10 protein-coding genes are annotated in these 16,256 nt (G+C 61.6%); 2 read left to right on the forward strand and 8 right to left on the reverse strand.

The features are described 5' to 3' along the window. Window positions 1-111: 111 nt before the first annotated feature. On the forward strand, window positions 112-3,165 hold the full coding sequence (locus P8L30_05405) for an aminotransferase class III-fold pyridoxal phosphate-dependent enzyme (GenBank protein ID MDG2239618.1): 3,054 nt from the start codon (window positions 112-114) through the stop codon (window positions 3,163-3,165). A gap of 98 nt (window positions 3,166-3,263) precedes the next feature. Here P8L30_05405 and P8L30_05410 read toward each other — a convergent pair whose 3' ends face one another. Together P8L30_05410 and P8L30_05415 are read right to left on the reverse strand one after the other, a co-directional pair. Beyond that, window positions 3,264-6,371, reverse strand: coding sequence for a hypothetical protein (locus tag P8L30_05410; protein ID MDG2239619.1), 3,108 nt, complete (start codon window positions 6,369-6,371; stop codon window positions 3,264-3,266). A 110-nt stretch (window positions 6,372-6,481) separates the two neighbouring features. Then, on the reverse strand, window positions 6,482-7,165 hold the full coding sequence (locus P8L30_05415; GenBank protein MDG2239620.1) for a hypothetical protein: 684 nt from the start codon (window positions 7,163-7,165) through the stop codon (window positions 6,482-6,484). A gap of 74 nt (window positions 7,166-7,239) precedes the next feature. Here P8L30_05415 and P8L30_05420 point away from each other — a divergent pair, with 74 nt between their 5' ends. Further along, on the forward strand, window positions 7,240-8,688 hold the full coding sequence (locus P8L30_05420; GenBank protein ID MDG2239621.1) for a hypothetical protein: 1,449 nt from the start codon (window positions 7,240-7,242) through the stop codon (window positions 8,686-8,688). A gap of 163 nt (window positions 8,689-8,851) precedes the next feature. Here P8L30_05420 and P8L30_05425 read toward each other — a convergent pair whose 3' ends face one another. The 6 genes from P8L30_05425 to P8L30_05450 all read right to left on the reverse strand — a co-directional run bounded on the left by P8L30_05425 (window position 8,852) and on the right by P8L30_05450 (window position 16,221). Continuing rightward, window positions 8,852-9,538: a hypothetical protein gene (locus P8L30_05425; GenBank protein ID MDG2239622.1), complete on the reverse strand. Its 687-nt coding sequence runs from the start codon at window positions 9,536-9,538 to the stop codon at window positions 8,852-8,854. A gap of 120 nt (window positions 9,539-9,658) precedes the next feature. Beyond that, on the reverse strand, window positions 9,659-11,569 hold the full coding sequence (gene feoB / locus P8L30_05430; protein MDG2239623.1) for a ferrous iron transport protein B: 1,911 nt from the start codon (window positions 11,567-11,569) through the stop codon (window positions 9,659-9,661). Window positions 11,570-11,597: 28 nt separating this feature from the next. Beyond that, window positions 11,598-11,885: a FeoA family protein gene (locus P8L30_05435; GenBank protein ID MDG2239624.1), complete on the reverse strand. Its 288-nt coding sequence runs from the start codon at window positions 11,883-11,885 to the stop codon at window positions 11,598-11,600. A 126-nt stretch (window positions 11,886-12,011) separates the two neighbouring features. Next, on the reverse strand, window positions 12,012-12,830 hold the full coding sequence (locus P8L30_05440) for a mechanosensitive ion channel (protein ID MDG2239625.1): 819 nt from the start codon (window positions 12,828-12,830) through the stop codon (window positions 12,012-12,014). Window positions 12,831-12,967: 137 nt separating this feature from the next. After that, window positions 12,968-15,181 (reverse strand): ferrous iron transport protein B, encoded by a 2,214-nt coding sequence (feoB, locus tag P8L30_05445; protein ID MDG2239626.1) that lies wholly within the window; start codon window positions 15,179-15,181, stop codon window positions 12,968-12,970. Then, window positions 15,181-16,221, reverse strand: coding sequence for an iron dependent repressor, metal binding and dimerization domain protein (locus P8L30_05450; protein ID MDG2239627.1), 1,041 nt, complete (start codon window positions 16,219-16,221; stop codon window positions 15,181-15,183). Before P8L30_05450 ends, feoB (P8L30_05445) begins: the two co-directional genes overlap by 1 nt. Between the last annotated feature and the right edge of the window lie 35 nt (window positions 16,222-16,256).

The raw sequence follows: 16,256 nt of genomic DNA on the forward strand, positions 1-16,256 counted from the left end.
TGAACGGCGAACAAGTCGGCGCTGCGCTCCGCACGGAGGGCCTCAGGTGAGGCGACTTCGGTTATCGTATCGCTTGCCTGGCCTGACCTGCGCTCCTCACGTTAGCACTATATGATCCGTATCCAGAACCGTCCCGATCTCGACGCCGCCGAAGCGCTCGCTGCTGTGAACGAGCACTACGGACTGGGTGGTACGCTCTCACCGCTTCCCGGCGAGCGGGACTGCAACTTTTTGCTGACGGACTCGGACGGGTCACGTTACGTAGTAAAGGTCAGTTCGCCCGAAGAGCCGCAGCCGATTCTCGAGTTCGAAACCGACATGATCGCGCTGCTGAGTCGGGAAACAGACGGCCTCGTCCCGGGTGTCGTGCCAGCTTCGAACGGCAAACTGATGGTCCAGCACACGGATGCTAAGGGGACAGTCCATCGCATCCGCGTCGTGGAGTTCCTGACGGGAGATCTGCTCGCTGAGGTGCGTCCCCGCTCGCTCGATTTGCTCGAAGACCTCGGAGGTCGCGTTGCTGACCTCGACAGCGCGCTGGGCGCAGTACCGGACCACCCGCCTCACCGAGTCGACTTCGACTGGGCCCTAGGGAACGCAGGCGAGGTGATGCAGAAAGGGCTCGACCTGCTGGAAGGTGAACAGCAGCTGCTCATTGAACGAGCGTTCGCTCTCTTCAAGGCCAAAGAGCTTGATTTCTTTGGCCTGGGCTCGCAGGTCATCCACGGCGACGTGAACGACCACAACGTTCTCGTTTCCGAGGCTGGCCACGGCACCCGCCGCGTCACTGGGATCATTGATCTCGGCGACGCACATTCCGCGCCTAGGGTCTTTGATCTCGCAATCACGATCGCCTACGCCATTCTCGGGACGGACGACCCGCTTGCCGCGGCTGCAGCCATCACCAGAGGCTTCAACGCACAGCACCAGCTGCTCGAACAAGAGCTGGACGTCACCATGGCCCTAGTTCGGGCACGGCTAGGGCAGAGCGTGTGCATAGCGGCCTGGCGGCGCAAATCGGGTGAGTCCGACGATTATCACTTAGTCTCCGAACAACCCGCTTGGGACATGCTGCGGGCCCTCGATGCCGTGTCGGATGTGGTCGCCACAGGCGTGCTCCGCGAGGCCTGTGGCCTGGCGGCGAGCAAGCGTAGCCCTGGCCTCGTCACATGGCTGAAGACGCAGTCGTTCCATCAGGTGATGGACCTCCCTGAAGACCAGAGCGAGATCGGCGTCCTCGACCTCAGTGTGGCGAGTTACGACCTCAACGGACGGGATACGGACGACACCGCAGACTTCACAGACCGTGTCTTCCGAGGCATGCGAGCGAAGGGAATCACGCTAGGCATCGGCCGCTTTCTCGAGCCTAGGGCGTTCTACCTCACACCGGCCTTTGCTGGACGAGAGGGCGATCCCCGAGAACGGCGAACGATTCACCTAGGTATCGACCTGTTCAGTGAGCCAGGCGCGGTGGTTCATGCCCCACTTGGGGGCCGAGTGAAGAGCGTCCGCGACAATTCGGATCGGCTCGACTACGGCCCCACTGTCATCTTGGAGCACGACAGCCCGGACGGTCCATTCTGGACGCTGTACGGCCACCTTCAGCGCACTTCGGTCGGCAACCTCGCGGCCGGCGACCCAGTCGAGGCCGGGCAGACCATTGCGCGCATCGGCCCCTATCCTGAAAACGGAGGGTGGCCGCCCCACCTGCACTTCCAGATCATGACCGACCTGTTGGGATTCGACGGTGAGTTCCCCGGTGTCGCCCTTCCGCGCGAGATGGACGTCTGGGCGTCGATATCGCCCGATCCTAATCTGATTCTGCGGCTGCCTGGCGAAACGACCTTCCACCCACCGGTCGGAGTAGACGCTCGACGGCACGAGGTGCTCGGGGCCAGCCTTAGCCTTTCCTACGACGACCCGATCCACATCGTTCGCGGGCGCGGTACGTACCTCTACGACGTCATGGGCCGCGAGTACCTCGATTGTGTGAACAACATCGCGCATGTCGGGCACGAACATGCTGGAGTCGTTCGGGCGGGTCAGGCGCAGATGGCGGTCCTGAACACGAACACACGCTACCTCCACGAACACGTAGTCGAGTATGCGACGCGACTGTCGGCGACGCTGCCGGATCCGTTGTCCGTCTGCTTCTTCGTGAACTCGGGAAGCGAGGCGAACGAACTCGCGCTGCGCATGGCGAGAGCGCATACCGGATCGACTGGTGTGGTGAGCATCGAGGGTGGCTATCACGGGAATACCCAAGCGCTGGTCGATGTGAGTCACTACAAGCACTCGAGTCCGGGAGGGAAGGGTGCACCGGATTGGGTCGTGACCGCTCCCCTGCCGGATGATTTTCGAGGGCTGTACCGCAAGGACGACCCGGCGCGGGCGACTCGGTTCGCAGGCCACGTCGAAGCAGCCTTCTCCACACTGGTTGAACGCGGGGCCGGAGCCTCCGCCTTTCTTGCCGAAGCGATTCTCTCCTGCGGTGGCCAAGTCGAGCCGCCCGAAGGTTATTTTGCAGCCGCGTATGCCCACGCCCGCACCGCGGGAGCCTTGTGTATTGCGGACGAGGTCCAGATCGGGTTCGGAAGGATGGGGTCCCACATGTGGGGCTTCGAATCCCACGGTGTCGTTCCGGATATCGTCACACTCGGAAAACCCATGGGGAACGGGCACCCGCTCGGGGCTGTCGTGACGACTCCCGAGATCGCGTCGTCATTCGATAACGGGATGGAGTACTTCAGCAGCTTCGGCGGAAACCCCGTGTCGTGCGCCATCGGTCTGGGCGTACTCGATGCGCTCAAGAACGACGGGCTTCAAGCCAACGCGGCCGAAGTCGGACAAAGCCTCAAGGCAGGTCTCGGAGCCTTGGCGGCCTCGCACCCCGTCGTTGGCGATGTCCGTGGCCGAGGGCTCTTCCTCGGCATCGAATTCGTGCACAGGAGAGAGGTGCTCGAGCCGGCTCCACGGGTGGCTGCATACGTGGTGGCGCAGATGAAGCTCCGGGGAATTCTCCTCAGCACGGACGGCCGCGACCACAACGTCATCAAGATCAAACCCCCGATGACGTTCTCAAGAGCCGACGCGGAGCGCGTGTGCGCAGAGATGGATACCGTCTTAACGCACGACGTCGTCTCGACGTTTGGCGACCTCACCTAAGTAGTACCGGCTTCGCGCAGGAACCCACAAACAGAAGGCGGCGCCACCGTTTCCGGTGACGCCGCCTTCGATTGCGCAGGGAAGGTTAGAGGGAACGCCTACCGGTCCGTAATGGACCGCATCAAGCGCTCGAGAAGCGCCTTGTGCACCTCCAACTCCTGTACCAACTCAACGAGCCTCTCCTCCATGTCCGCTGCAGGCTTCTGATCCGCCCGCTGCGTGTTGCCGTACAGGTAGGAGAGCTGGTCCGCCAGCATCGGCGTCGGGTAGCTCGTGATCGTCCGATCCGTAACCAAAGCGGATTCGATTTCCTGGAGTTGGGTCTCGATATCACTCCCGTCCGCGGCACGCTCGATGGCGCCGTTCACGGTCTGGATCGTCGTACCCGCATCCTCGATCGCGGCAATGACCTCGAGGCCCAGATCGAACTGTGCCTGTAGGTCCGCCATGGTCACGCCGTCAGCCTCGACGCGCGGATCCATGAGGAGTTCGAAGTCACGCGTCGTGGTCTGACCGTCCACCGTCAGGCGAGCTTGGTACGTACCCGGAACGACCATCGGCCCACCGCGCTGTGAACCGTTCGGACCCGGGACCGTCATGTCCCAGGTAAAGCGATGGACACCCTGGGTCGCCGCGAGCGTGGGACCACCCGTGGCCCTCTGGAAGGGACCGCGCATCTCCTGCGCCTGTTGGGTGCGGACACCGGCTCCGCCGGACTGATAGGTCCTCAGGACTTCACCGGCGCTGTTCGCGATCTCCAACTGCACGGAAGACGCCTCGGCCGGCAGGCCGTAGTCGATGACCGGGCCATTGGCTGCATACTGAGGCTGATCGGGCGTCCCACCACCGAATCCACCCCGACCGCCGCCGCGCACACGGTGCGCATCTGCCGGCTGGAACAGGAAGGGCCCGTCTGAGGCCATCGCCTGGTCGACCTGACGGAGTGGCGACAGGTCATCCATGATCCAGAACGCCCGCCCCATCGTCGACATGACGAGGTCGCCCTGATGCAGCTTGATATCCGTAATCGGCGTCACCGGCAAGTTGAACTGGAAGCGTTCCCAGTTCATGCCGTCGTTCAGCGAGACGAACATGCCGAACTCGGTACCCGCGTACAGTAGGCCCTCACGAACCGGGTCTTCGCGAATCACGCGCGTCGCGAAGTCGGCCGGAATGCCGTTGTCGCCTGGCGTAAGCAGCGTCCAACTCTCACCGAAGTCTTCGGTCTTGTAGATGTACGGCGTCAGGTCGCCAAGGAGCGTCCTGTAGGCAGCGAAGTACGCCTTGCCCGCAGCGTGCGGGGAAGGATCGATCGTCTGAATGCGTCCCTCAGGCTCCATGTCAGACGGCGTAACGTCTTTCCAGGTCCGCCCGCCATCGCGCGTGACTTGCACGAGGCCGTCGTTGGAACCGGCCCAGATGACACCCGCCTGCACTGGCGACTCTTCGATCGCGTAAAGGACCGAGTAGTGCTCCTCACCCGTGATGTCCCGCGTGATGGGGCTACCGGAGATCATCTGGCGCTCCGGCCGGAACGCCGTGAGGTCCGGGCTGATCTGCTCCCAAGTCACACCCTCGTCGGTCGTCTTGTGGACGAACTGCGAACCGTGGTAGACCGTGCTCGAATTGTGCGGAGACACCTCGATGGGCACCACGCGCTGGAAGCGGTAGTTCAGCTCAGCGGGGTTTACGCCATACAGGTTCTGGAAGCCGACGTAGTACTGCTTTTCCTGCCCCGTAGTGTGGCTGTAGCGGCCGAAGCGGCCCTTGCAGTTCGAATAAACGATGTCGGGGTCACCCGGCTTCGGAACGGCAGGGCCGGTCTCGCAGCCTCCAATCGCCTTCCAGTTCCCTTGATGGCCGCCGGCCGAACCGTCTTCGGGCGGCCCACTCGGAACCATGATCGTCGAGTTGTCCTGCTGGCCCGCGTAGAGCCAGTAGGGGAAACGATCATCCACGTCGACTGCATAGAGTTCCGCCGTCGGCTGGTTGGACTGAGTCGACCACGTCGTACCGCCGTCGAGTGTCACGTTGGCGCCACCATCGTTGGACTGAACCCAGATGTCGGGGTTGTCCGGGTTGATCCAGACGTCGTGGTTGTCGCCGTGTGGCGTACTCTTCCGCTGGTTCGTCCGCCCACCATCGAAGGACTCGTACATACCCTCGTTGTTGATAATGACGTGATCCACATCCGTCGGGTCGACGTCCACGTTCGTGTAGTAGAAAGGGCGGTTCATGATGCCGCGCTGGTTGCTCACCATCTCCCACGTCTCACCGAAGTCGTTGGAGCGGTACAGCCCCTCATTCGGGTCCGTCGTCTCGACGAGCGCGTACACCGTGTTCGGCGCAGCAGCCGTCACCGCGAGATCGATCTTCCCGATCAGTCCCGTCGGTAGGCCCTCTTTGACCATGCGCCACGTGTCACCACCATCGGTGGACTTCCAGATCCCATCCTCTTCGTCCGAGTGCTCCATACCGGAGATGATCGTCCACGGCTGGCGTGTGACCCGCCACATCGCCGCATAGATCTCGTTCGGGTTGGCAGGGTTCAACTCGAGGTCCACGGCACCCGTGGAGTCTGATGCGAAGAGCACCTGCTCCCAGTTCTGCCCCCCATCACGCGTGCGGTAGACGCCCCGGTCCGGGTTGTTCGCCCACGGGTTCCCAAGCGCCGCCGCGTAGGCGATGTCCGGGTTCGTCGGGTGGATCTCGATCGCAGCGATCTGGCCCATGTCCTCGAGCCCGATCTTGTCCCAAGTCTGGCCTGCGTCATTCGAGCGGTACGCGCCCTTCCCGATGATCACGTTGGAACGGATTCCGTCCGAACCCGTGCCGACGTAGACGACGTTTGAGTTCGAGGGCGCCACGCGGATCGATCCGATCGACCCCGTTTCGAGGACGCCATCCATGATCGGACGCCACGTGTTGCCATAGTCCTCGGTCTTCCAGACTCCACCACCGGTCGCGCCCATATAGAACGTGAAGGGATGGTCCCGGTGCCCGGCGACCGCCGTGGCCCGACCACCGCGGGAAGGCCCGACATTCCTGTAGCTGAGTCCAGCGAAAGTGCTCTCGATCGTCGGACCATCGGCGGCCATCTGAGCGGCAGCGCCGTCCGCAAAAGCGGGCAATGCGAGCGCGGCGAGAAGGAGCGGAATCGAAAGCAGTCGAGCCCGACTGTGCGGGCGGATGTTTTGCGGGGTCATGCGAGGGTTCTCCACCATCTGGGGGGACGGTCAGAATGCCGCCCTGTCGAACGAGGGTCAACAACAAGGACACCCGAGTGCGCCCGTGCGCTGTTGCACGAGCGAGCGAGCTAGGGCCCGGCAACCCCCGCCGCCCAGGCGGCGAGCGCGGCGCTCAACGACATGACGACCTCTTCATCCGTGCGCCCAGAACGTTTGAGCACATGAAAACCGTGATCCGCACCATCTTCGATGTGAAGCGTCGGCGCCGGCACCACCTGCTGAAGCAAGGGTCCAAGCAGATTAAGATTCGCGAGTTTATCCCTAGTCCCCTGCATAAAGAGCATGGGGAGAGCCACGTCCGAGAGATGTGCCCCTCGCTCTGTGGAGTCTCGGCCTGAAGCGTGGAGCGGGAAACCAAAGAAGGCGAGTCCGGCGACCCGGTCTAGTGGCTCTATCGAAGCCGCCAGAGACGTCATCCGGCCGCCCATGGACTTTCCCCCGGCAAGAAGCGGAAGGTCAGGAGCGAGGACGGCAGCCTCGGCCACGGCCGAACGAACGGTGTTGAGTAGAATCGGCCGGGGATTGGGGGGCCTCCGTCCTGCTTCCATGTAGGGGAAGTTGTACCGGAACGTCGCGATCGCTTGATCCGCCAATAGCTTTGAAGCCGACTCCATGAAGACATGGCTCATGCCGGCTCCGGCACCGTGACCAAACACATATAGCGCCGTCGCGTCGTCCGGTCGGGTGAGGATCGCACTGACTTCGCCGGAAGACTCAGTAGCGATGAATCGATGCTCTGTGATACCACTCAAGCCAAGCTCCTGGTGACAGACTGACCCCGCACGCGAACGATGTCGCACCCACCCACTGCGAGCTAGTCTAAGCCATGCTCTCCGACCCAGCCCGCATCACACGCGACAGCTACATCGTAGCCGGTGTCCACGTCTTCTTGGCCCTGTTCTACTGGCTGGTCCTAGGTGTGTCCGTCGTCCACGACTTCGGTCCGGACACGTGGGGTTGGTTCTCTCAAAACTTACCCACCGATCTGCTGCTGGATCGAGCGTTGGAGAGTATTTGGTTCCTACACACACAGCCGCCACTCTGGAATACGCTCGGTGCGGTGCTGGTACAGACCTTCGGCTCGCTGCACATGGTGATGCTGCAGTGTCTGCACATCGGCCTGGGCGCAGGCATCTGCGTGATGGGGCTTGGGATCACGGCGCGTGCCACCGGCTCACGCCGGCTCGCGCTCACTGTGGGTCTGGTTCTAGCGCTCCACCCTGCGCTCTTCCTTCTCGAAGCCTACGCGCTCTACACGACCGCCTGTGCCTTCCTCATCATGCTCGCGGCACAACTCTTGGCGCGGTCCAAGGAGGACAACACGCGCTGGGCCATGGTCGCATTCATCTGCGTCATTTCTGTGCTGACCATGACCCGCAGTGTGTACCACGCACTACTCCCCCTGCTCTTCGGGATCACCTTTTGGGGTACGCTCAAGGGCGTCACGCGCCGGCAAGTGATCGTCCTGTCCTTAGCACTCCTGGCTCCGCTGGGATGGTATGGAAAGAACCAACTCCAGCACGGATTCTTCGGCACTAGCAGCTGGTACGGCATCGGTCTTTGGCGGGTGGCACTGTTCAACCAAGACCAAGACCTGCTAGACGAACTCTACGAAGGCGGCGAGCTGCACGACGTCGTGACCTTCCCTCCGTTCACACCTCCCTCCGCGTATCGACGGATCGGCTTCGACAATGTCAGCAGCGTAGAGTCGTTGTCCCGGGACGACTTCCAGAACGTCAACCAACCCGCGATTTCCGAGGCGTATCGATCAAGCGCCATCGTGCTCATTCGTCACACGCCACGACAGTACTTCCGCAATATCTTCACCGCGTACGGAAACTTCTCAGACCCTACGTCACGATTCAGCCACCTCGCAGCGAACCGCGATCGCATAAGGTGGCACGCCTCTTTAGAACAATGGCTTTTGTTGCGTCCGCTTGCGGCAAGAATCGAGGCGAAGCTAGGACGTGGGTATTTCGGGTCGATCTACTTCCTGCTCTTCCCTGCATTCCTGCTGCTCTATGCGTGGCAATTCATCGGACGCACGAAAGGGATTCGGCAGGCAAGCGAAACGATCCTTGATGATCGGGTGTTGTTCTTCATCACGGCGATCGTCGGATACACGATCATCGTCACGTCAGCCATGGAGTTAGGCGAAAACGTTCGCTTCAAGTTCATGATCGAACCGGCGTTCCTCACATCAGTCGCGATCATGGCGCATCGCCTGTGGCGGAAAGACCCGGCCCGCGTTGCCCCCGAAGCCATACCCGAATAGGGTCGGAGCATCGAGACGACGGACACCCCTGCGGCCGGGGCCGGCCCGACCGTTCTAAATAAAGCGGCTCGTAGAGGCCGTCGAAGACGCTCTCAGATAACAAAACGCCCGCTCGGCCCCAAGACCGAACGGACGTTTCCCTTCTGTCACGAATCGGGTCGGGCTAGTTCCCTACCCCGATGCGCAGGCCAAGGTTGATGATCGGCCAGTACTTCAGATACGTACCGGCGTCGTTCTTCAGGTTCTGCGCCTCAATGTCCAACTGATCGTTCAACTGGACGAGCGCAGCACCCGTGAGCGTGGACGTTGCATTCAACTGCACATCAGGCTCACCCAGCATGGCGACGCCAAGATCCAAAAAGAGTCCAATGCCGGCCGAAGTGTGCTTTCCGAAGCCGATGAGCGCATACGGAGCGGTCTTCTTCGACACGAGTGCTCCGGTCACTTGCGCGACCTCAGTGGCGGTGTAGGTCACGCCACCAATGTCGATCGAGGCCGTACCGGTCAACGTCCCCGCGATGGTCGGATCATCGGGCTTGTAGAGCATTCCGCCACCAATGCGGAAACTGCTGCCCAAGTAGAGGTCGAGTCCGACGTTGTACCAGCTCTCAGGCAGCGTGAGGGTCGCCTCAACCCCTTCCCCGACGTCCCAGAAGCTCGTTGGGTCGACCTCGAAGGGCATTAGGCCGACACCGCCACGAACTACCAGCGACGAACCAAAGGCCAAGGCGCCTTCTGCACCGATTCCCAGAGTTCCGGCACGTCCCGCGACGCCAAAGCCCTGCGCGGCCACCACGCCCGGAAGAGCGATGAAGGCAGCAACAGCAAGGGTGAGAATACTCTTTCTCATCAGGTTCTCCATGGATGGAAAAGGAGGTATGAGCGGGGTCGCAATACGGCCCGCGCGGTTCCTCTTATCAAGATAGGCATTCACGCCCTGAACGAAACAACAAGAGCACTCGGTGGCGGCCTAAAAGACCCGGAACGCGATGAATGCCCCCGCGTAGGCGAGCCCGAGCATGTAGACGAATTGTAAGATGGGCCATTTCCATCCGTTCGTCTCTCTGCGCATGACCGCAATCGTCGACACGCATTGAAGCGCAAACGTGAAGAACACCAACAGGGCGATCGCCCCCGGCATATCCAAATGCTCTTGGAGCGCGGCTTGCAGCTCGAACGAAGCTTCATCGGCGTTCTCCACACTGTAGATCATGCCCATCGTTCCGACGATCACTTCCCGTGCGGCTAGGGAAGAGACGAGTCCAACGCCGATCCGCCAGTCGAAGCCCAGTGGCGCAATCGCTGGCTCGATCAGCTTTCCGGACCAAGCGAGCGCGCTGGACTCGAAGTCCGGGGGCCCGCCATCCGTGCGTGGGAACTGAGTGAGCACCCACAGCACCACCGTCACGACCATGATCACGCGTCCGGCCCTCTGCAGGAAGATGTTGGAGCGATCCCATAGCCGAACCCCCAGTGACCGGAGCGTCGGCACTCGATACGGAGGAAGCTCCATCACAAAAGAGGCGCGCGGGGCCCGCAACAACGTTCTACGAAGAAGAAACGCGGTCCCGATCGCAGCAACGATCCCGAGTGCATAGAGGGACAAGAGCGCGACAGCACGAGAGCCCAAGAAGGGCAGAACGGGCTCCGCAGGGATGAACGCCGCGATCAAGAGCGCGTATACGGGGAGCCGGGCCGAGCACGTCATGAACGGAGTCACAAAGATCGTCGTGATTCGATCCCTTTCGTCTTCTACCGCTCGTGCAGCCAGAATCGCTGGCACAGCACAGGCGTAGCCGGAAAGGAGCGGCAAAAAGGCCCGGCCCTGAAGGCCCACGCGATACATCAGCCGATCGGCGATCACAGCTGCACGCGCCAGATATCCCGAATCCTCGAGGATGCCCAAGAATAGGAAGAGCACGAGGATCTGAGGCAGGAATACCACGACCGCACCTACACCGGCCCATACACCATCGATCAAGAGGGAGCGAAACCACGTGTCGGGGAGAATCCCTCCCACCCACTCGCCTGACGTGCTCACCAAGAACTCGACGAGGTCCATTCCCGGAACGGCCCACGTGAAGATGGCCTGGAACACCAAGGCGGCCATCAAGACAAACGCGGCCGGCCCCAAGAACCGGTGGAGGAAGATCGCGTCCAACCGAGCCGTCCACGCCGACGGGCCCGGAGGCACATAGTCCGAGGCTTTCAGGACGCGAGCGATCTGGGCCCTTCGGGCGATCATGGCGTCAACCGTTGGGAGTCTTCTCCCTGGTCGAGCGCCCGCTCCAATCAGAGGATGTCCTAGCTCGCCCGTCCGGATCTTTACCTTGCTCAGGTAGTCGGTAACGATGTCGACGCCTTCACCGGTCCGCCCATTGGTACGACAGACCTCGACACCCATCTCACTCGCCAAGGTGTCGACATCCAGCGCCCCACGACGGGCGTCGAACTCGTCCGCCATGTTGAAGACGAGTAGCGTCGGAAGTCCGAATTCAGAAACTGGCTCGAGGAGCATGAGGTCGTGCTCAAGACTCGTCGAGTCGACGATGACGACGATGGCGTCGAGAGGTCGCATGCCCTCCACCCGGCCCTGCAGAACGTCGACGGTGACCCTCTCGTCGAGCGTCCGAGCAGACAGCCCATGCACCCCTGGCAGATCCACCAAGTCGAGGCAACGTCCGTCCGCGAGTTCCACGACGCCGAAGTGCTTCTCAACCGTGACGCCCGGATAGTTCGCGACCTTCTGCCGCAAACCCGTAAGTTGGTTGAACAGCGTGGTCTTACCGCAGTTGGGCGGACCGATCACCGCCACGAGCGGGATGGCACTGAGCGGCGGTGGGGCTATCGGAGCATCCGCGAAACCGCGGGCATCTTTCACGTGCTTGTCACCGCTCTAGGACCTCGGGTCAGGCGCTCGACCCACTCACTGCACGAACCCTCAAGCAGCGAGCGGTCTCTTTACGGAGCGCGAAACAGGTACCGTCCGCAGAAACCACGGGATCACCGAAGGGCGAACGCCCGATGCGGCACAACAAACAGCCTGGCACGATCCCGCGATCGAGTAGGGGCCCAGCCTCTTCAGGAGTCAGGTCGATACTCACGAGTTCCACAGGGGTCGTGATCTCGACGTCCATGAGACTGACGTACTCGTCCGCAGAATGCAGGCTATCAGCTTGTTGTGGGGATTCTGGCATAGTCTTTCTGAACCGAATAGTGTTGAGAACGATTCTCAACCAGCGTCAGGGACAAGATCGGGCAGACGGGGCATTCGCGAAAGGCCCGGCCCGGGTCGGCAGCCACCGACCCGGGCAAGGACGCTCTTAGCCCGGCTGGTGCATGTGCACGTCACGTTGCGGGTACGGCAAGTTGCAACCCGCTGCCTCGAGGTTCTCCTTGAGGGCGCGCGTCAGGTCCCAGCGGGTAGCCCAGTAGTCCTCGGCGTTCACCCAGGGACGGACGACGAGATTCACGGACGAGTCGGCCAGTTCGGAAACAGCGACGACCGACTCAGGTTCATCGAGCACACGCGAATCGGCGGCTAGCACATCCATGCAGGTGCGTATCGCGACCCCGAGGTCGTCGTCGTAGCTGACCCCGATCACAAGGTCGATACGACGAGTCTCGCTAGCTGAGAAGTTTGTGATGGTCGAACCGAAGATCTGCCCATTCGGAACACTGATCTGAACATTGTCCCCCGTCGTGAGCATACAGGTGAAGATCCCCACCTCACGGACTGTTCCAGAGGTCCCACCCACCTGAACGAAGTCACCCACGTTGAAGGGTCGGAACGTCAGGAGCATCACCCCGGCCGCGAAGTTCGAAAACGTGCCCTGGAAAGCGAGGGCTACGGCCAGCCCTGCAGCACCGAGCACGGCAACGAACGAAGCGGTGCTTACACCGAGAACGCCAATCGCGGCGACGGTGACCAAGACGATGATCGAGACATGGATCATGCCCGCGATAAACGGGATGAGGATATCGTCGAGGTGGGAGGCCTGGAGTGCCTTCCGCGTGAAGCGCTTGGCCCACCCGGCGAATATCCAACCGAAGATCAGCGCAGCGAGGGCACCGAGAACTCGCGGCACCCAGGCCGCAGTGACTGAGGTGGCCAGGGTCATGAGAGTTTCGACATCGGGCATGGGAGAACGACTCCGCTATGGGATCCTGGAGAACAAGCCGCGGGAACGGCATCTCAAAACATACAGCACAGGATCACGAAGCAGCAGGTCTCCTGGAGCCCACATTCCTTACCCCGGCGGGCGGCGGCCAACCCCCGTTAGGCCAGGAGCCGCCACACCTGGGTTACCAGGAAACACACCGTGACACCCATCGCGACCGGCATGAGTGTGGCCACCGTGGTCCACTTCGCGCTCCGGGTCTCTTTGTAGATCGTGTAGATCGTGGTGGAGCATGGGTTATGGAGCAGACTGAACAGCATGACGTTCACAGCCGTCAGCAAAGTCCACCCACCGGCCCTCAATAATTCGCCCGTCGCGCCGACGCTGTCCAATTCGAACATGACTCCTGCACCCTCCCCACCGGCGATGCCTCCCGTGAGCACGGTGAGCATCAGGATCGTCGGGATCACGATCTCGTTGGCCGGGATCGCAACCACATAGGCGACCAAGATCACGCCATTCAATCCGAGGAGAAGTCCGAGAGGATCGAGCCACTCCACAGAATGTTGAGCCAGGCTCGCGCCATCGACACTGATGTTCGAGATCAGCCAGATCACCGCTCCGGCGGGGATCGCGAAGATCACGGCCCGCCACAGAACGATCAGCGTGCGGTCGATCATCGACGTGTAGAGGGTTTGCATGATCCGGGGCGGACGATACGGAGGAAGCTCGAGGCTGAAGCTGGTCGCCTCGCCCCTCAGCACTGTCCGCGATAGCAACCAAGATGACAAGAACATCATGACGATGCCGAACAGTGCTATGCCCACCACAGCCATGGCACTGACCACGCCACCGAGTTGAGGCGCCAAAGCACCAATGAAGATCGTGGCGATCAGGATCTGAGTCGGCCACCGCCCGTTACAGAGACTGAAGTTATTCGTGATGATCGCGATCAGTCGTTCGCGTGGAGAATCGATAACTCGGGTGGCGACCACGCCTGCCGCGTTGCAGCCGAAACCCATACACATCGTAAGGGCCTGCTTCCCGTGCGCCCCAGCGGTCCGAAACATCGAATCGAGATTAAACGCAACGCGCGGGAGATACCCGAAGTCCTCGAGCAATGTGAACAGCGGAAAAAAGATCGCCATGGGCGGAAGCATCACGCTAATTACCCATGCGGTCGCGAGATATACGCCGTCTAGCAGGAACCCGTCTAACCACCAAGGCAGAGCCAGAGCGGCTGCAATGCCCTTGAGCCAGGTATGTCCGTTGTCGATGAGCAGCGTCGCGAGCATCTGAGACGGGACGTTCGCTCCCTCGATCGTCAGCCAGAAGACGGCCGCTAAGATCAGGAGCATGAGTGGGAATCCGAAGACCCTGCTCGTCAGCCAGGCGTCGAGCTTCCGATCGAAAACGAAACCGGCCTTCTTGAGACCTCCCAACTGCACTCGTCCAGCCATTTCTTGAGCAGCCTCAAACGAACGCTGCGTCACGAGGTCGTGAAAGTCCGGAGGAAGGTCCCAGCGCAACCGAGTAGCTAACTCAAGAACCGCCTGTCGGCCGGCGTCTTCCGGAATCGGTATCTCAGCGACTTCTTGACCTGTGAGGTGCCCCAGCTCTCCCGAACGGACGGCTTCTTCGACCGCCTCGTCCGCGTTCAGAAGCCGAAGTGCGACCCATCGAGCGTTCGGCACGTTGCGGAAGTGCTCTTCAACTACGGGTGCCAGTGTGCCGATCGCCACCTCGACTTCGGGGGCGTGTGCCTCGACTGTTCGCCTTCCAGCACCCGCGCTCCGACTCGCAACCTCATGAGCCGCCTCCATCACCTCGTCGATCCCAACGCCCTCCCGAGCGATCCCCTGGACCACCGGGACGCCGAGTTCTTTCTCCAATTTCTTGGAGTCGACCGCGATCCCATGGCGGCGAGCTTCGTCGATCAAGTTGAGATAAACGACGACTTTGTCGGTGATCTCCAGAATTTGTAGGACGAGGTTGAGGTTTCGCTCGAGCCGCGTCGCATCGACGACGATGAGCGTGACATCGGGTCTGCCGAAGAGAACGAAATCACGTGCGACTTCTTCATCCACACTCCCGGCTTGGAGTGAATACGTCCCCGGGAGGTCGACCACTTTTACACGGTGGCTCTCATGAGCAAATACGCCTTCTGCCCGGACGACAGTCTTCCCAGGCCAATTGCCGGTGTGTTGCCGAAGTCCCGTCAGCTGATTGAAGACCGTGCTCTTGCCGACGTTGGGGTTCCCCGCCAACGCAATGAGATAGTCCCACTTCTCGGGACTCAACCCGAGCCGAACGAGGCTCTGCTCACGGTGTTCCGCACACGACCCACAGGGGTCTGCCGAGAAGCCCTTCATCAGGACGCGACCCCGGAAGTGTCTACCACTCGCTCAATAGTGACCCAGCTCGCTTGTGCGCTTCGTAAGGCGATAAGCGCGCCTCGAATCAGATAAGCGACCGGGTCTCCCGCGGCCGACGACATCTCGGCACTCACGATGGTTCCCGGTACGACCCCCAGGTCCAGGAGTCTCCGCCGCTGCGGCCCCCGGCAGGCTGACGACAGACCTAGAACGCTGCCCGCCTCGCCGGGCTTGAGGTCCGCCAGGGTTTCAAGCGCCTGGTCGGCACTGGACCCCTCGGGTAGGACATGAACGCTCACATTCCGAGCAAGCACCGTCGTAACCGCGAAATCCCGCCCGGCACCATGTACGAGTACTCCGCGATCATCACGGCCCACAACATCCAGCCTCACGCCAAGCGCGAGTCCTTCGTTGAGTAACGCGTCGTAGATCTCTCGCGGCTCGTCCTCCAAGTGCGCGATTTCGATGGTGCGACCCACGGGCGCGCCCGTCAGACTTAAGTCTACCAACTTCGGCATATGGCCGGTCGCCGTGGGAATCGGGTCTCCGTGCGGATCCCATCTAGGATGCCCGAGCCGGGAGGACAGCGTCTCGACTTGTTCGCTGGACAGGCTGTGCTCCATACGCTCCGCCTCATCGTGCCAATCCACCGCCGGAATCCCGGTCCGGTCCGCGAGGTAGCGCTCCCAAAGGCGGTGTGTCCGGACAAGCCGCACCGACGACTCTCGGCCAGCGTCAGAAAGTTGAGGCCCGTCCTGACCAGCCTGCACCATGCCGACGTCCGTGAGCTGCGTGAGGAGGTCTGCGGCCCTGGCCGTCGAAATCTCGAGGCGCCCCGCCAAGCTCTCGAGAGTGCTGACGCGCCCTGCCAGCTCGGACATGTACACATGCTTGAGCGCGTCTTCGAGCCTCACACGGTCCGTCAGTCGGGAATACTCGACAATGCGCGCCACCACGCCTCGACGTGGCCAGAACAGTACGATTCCTGCGACCATGAGGAGTGCAAATACAGCCAGCGCGAGTGCCGGATCGACCATGCGAAGGATTTCGAGAAGAGTGGGACAATATTTAG

This window comes from Longimicrobiales bacterium (assembly GCA_029245345.1).
In the GTDB taxonomy this organism is placed as follows: Bacteria; Gemmatimonadota; Gemmatimonadetes; order Longimicrobiales; family Gaopeijiaceae; genus CALFPJ01.

Excerpts from the sequence above, each read along its gene's own strand:
- P8L30_05425 (MDG2239622.1), bottom strand. The coding sequence starts at position 9,538 with ATGAGAAAGAGTATTCTCACCCTTGCTGTTGCTGCCTTCATCGCTCTT.
- P8L30_05405 (MDG2239618.1), top strand. The coding sequence starts at position 112 with ATGATCCGTATCCAGAACCGTCCCGATCTCGACGCCGCCGAAGCGCTC.
- P8L30_05420 (MDG2239621.1), top strand. The coding sequence starts at position 7,240 with ATGCTCTCCGACCCAGCCCGCATCACACGCGACAGCTACATCGTAGCC.
- P8L30_05450 (MDG2239627.1), bottom strand. The coding sequence starts at position 16,221 with ATGGTCGATCCGGCACTCGCGCTGGCTGTATTTGCACTCCTCATGGTC.
- P8L30_05440 (MDG2239625.1), bottom strand. The coding sequence starts at position 12,830 with ATGCCCGATGTCGAAACTCTCATGACCCTGGCCACCTCAGTCACTGCG.
- P8L30_05410 (MDG2239619.1), bottom strand. The coding sequence starts at position 6,371 with ATGACCCCGCAAAACATCCGCCCGCACAGTCGGGCTCGACTGCTTTCG.
- P8L30_05435 (MDG2239624.1), bottom strand. The coding sequence starts at position 11,885 with ATGCCAGAATCCCCACAACAAGCTGATAGCCTGCATTCTGCGGACGAG.
- feoB (MDG2239626.1), bottom strand. The coding sequence starts at position 15,181 with ATGAAGGGCTTCTCGGCAGACCCCTGTGGGTCGTGTGCGGAACACCGT.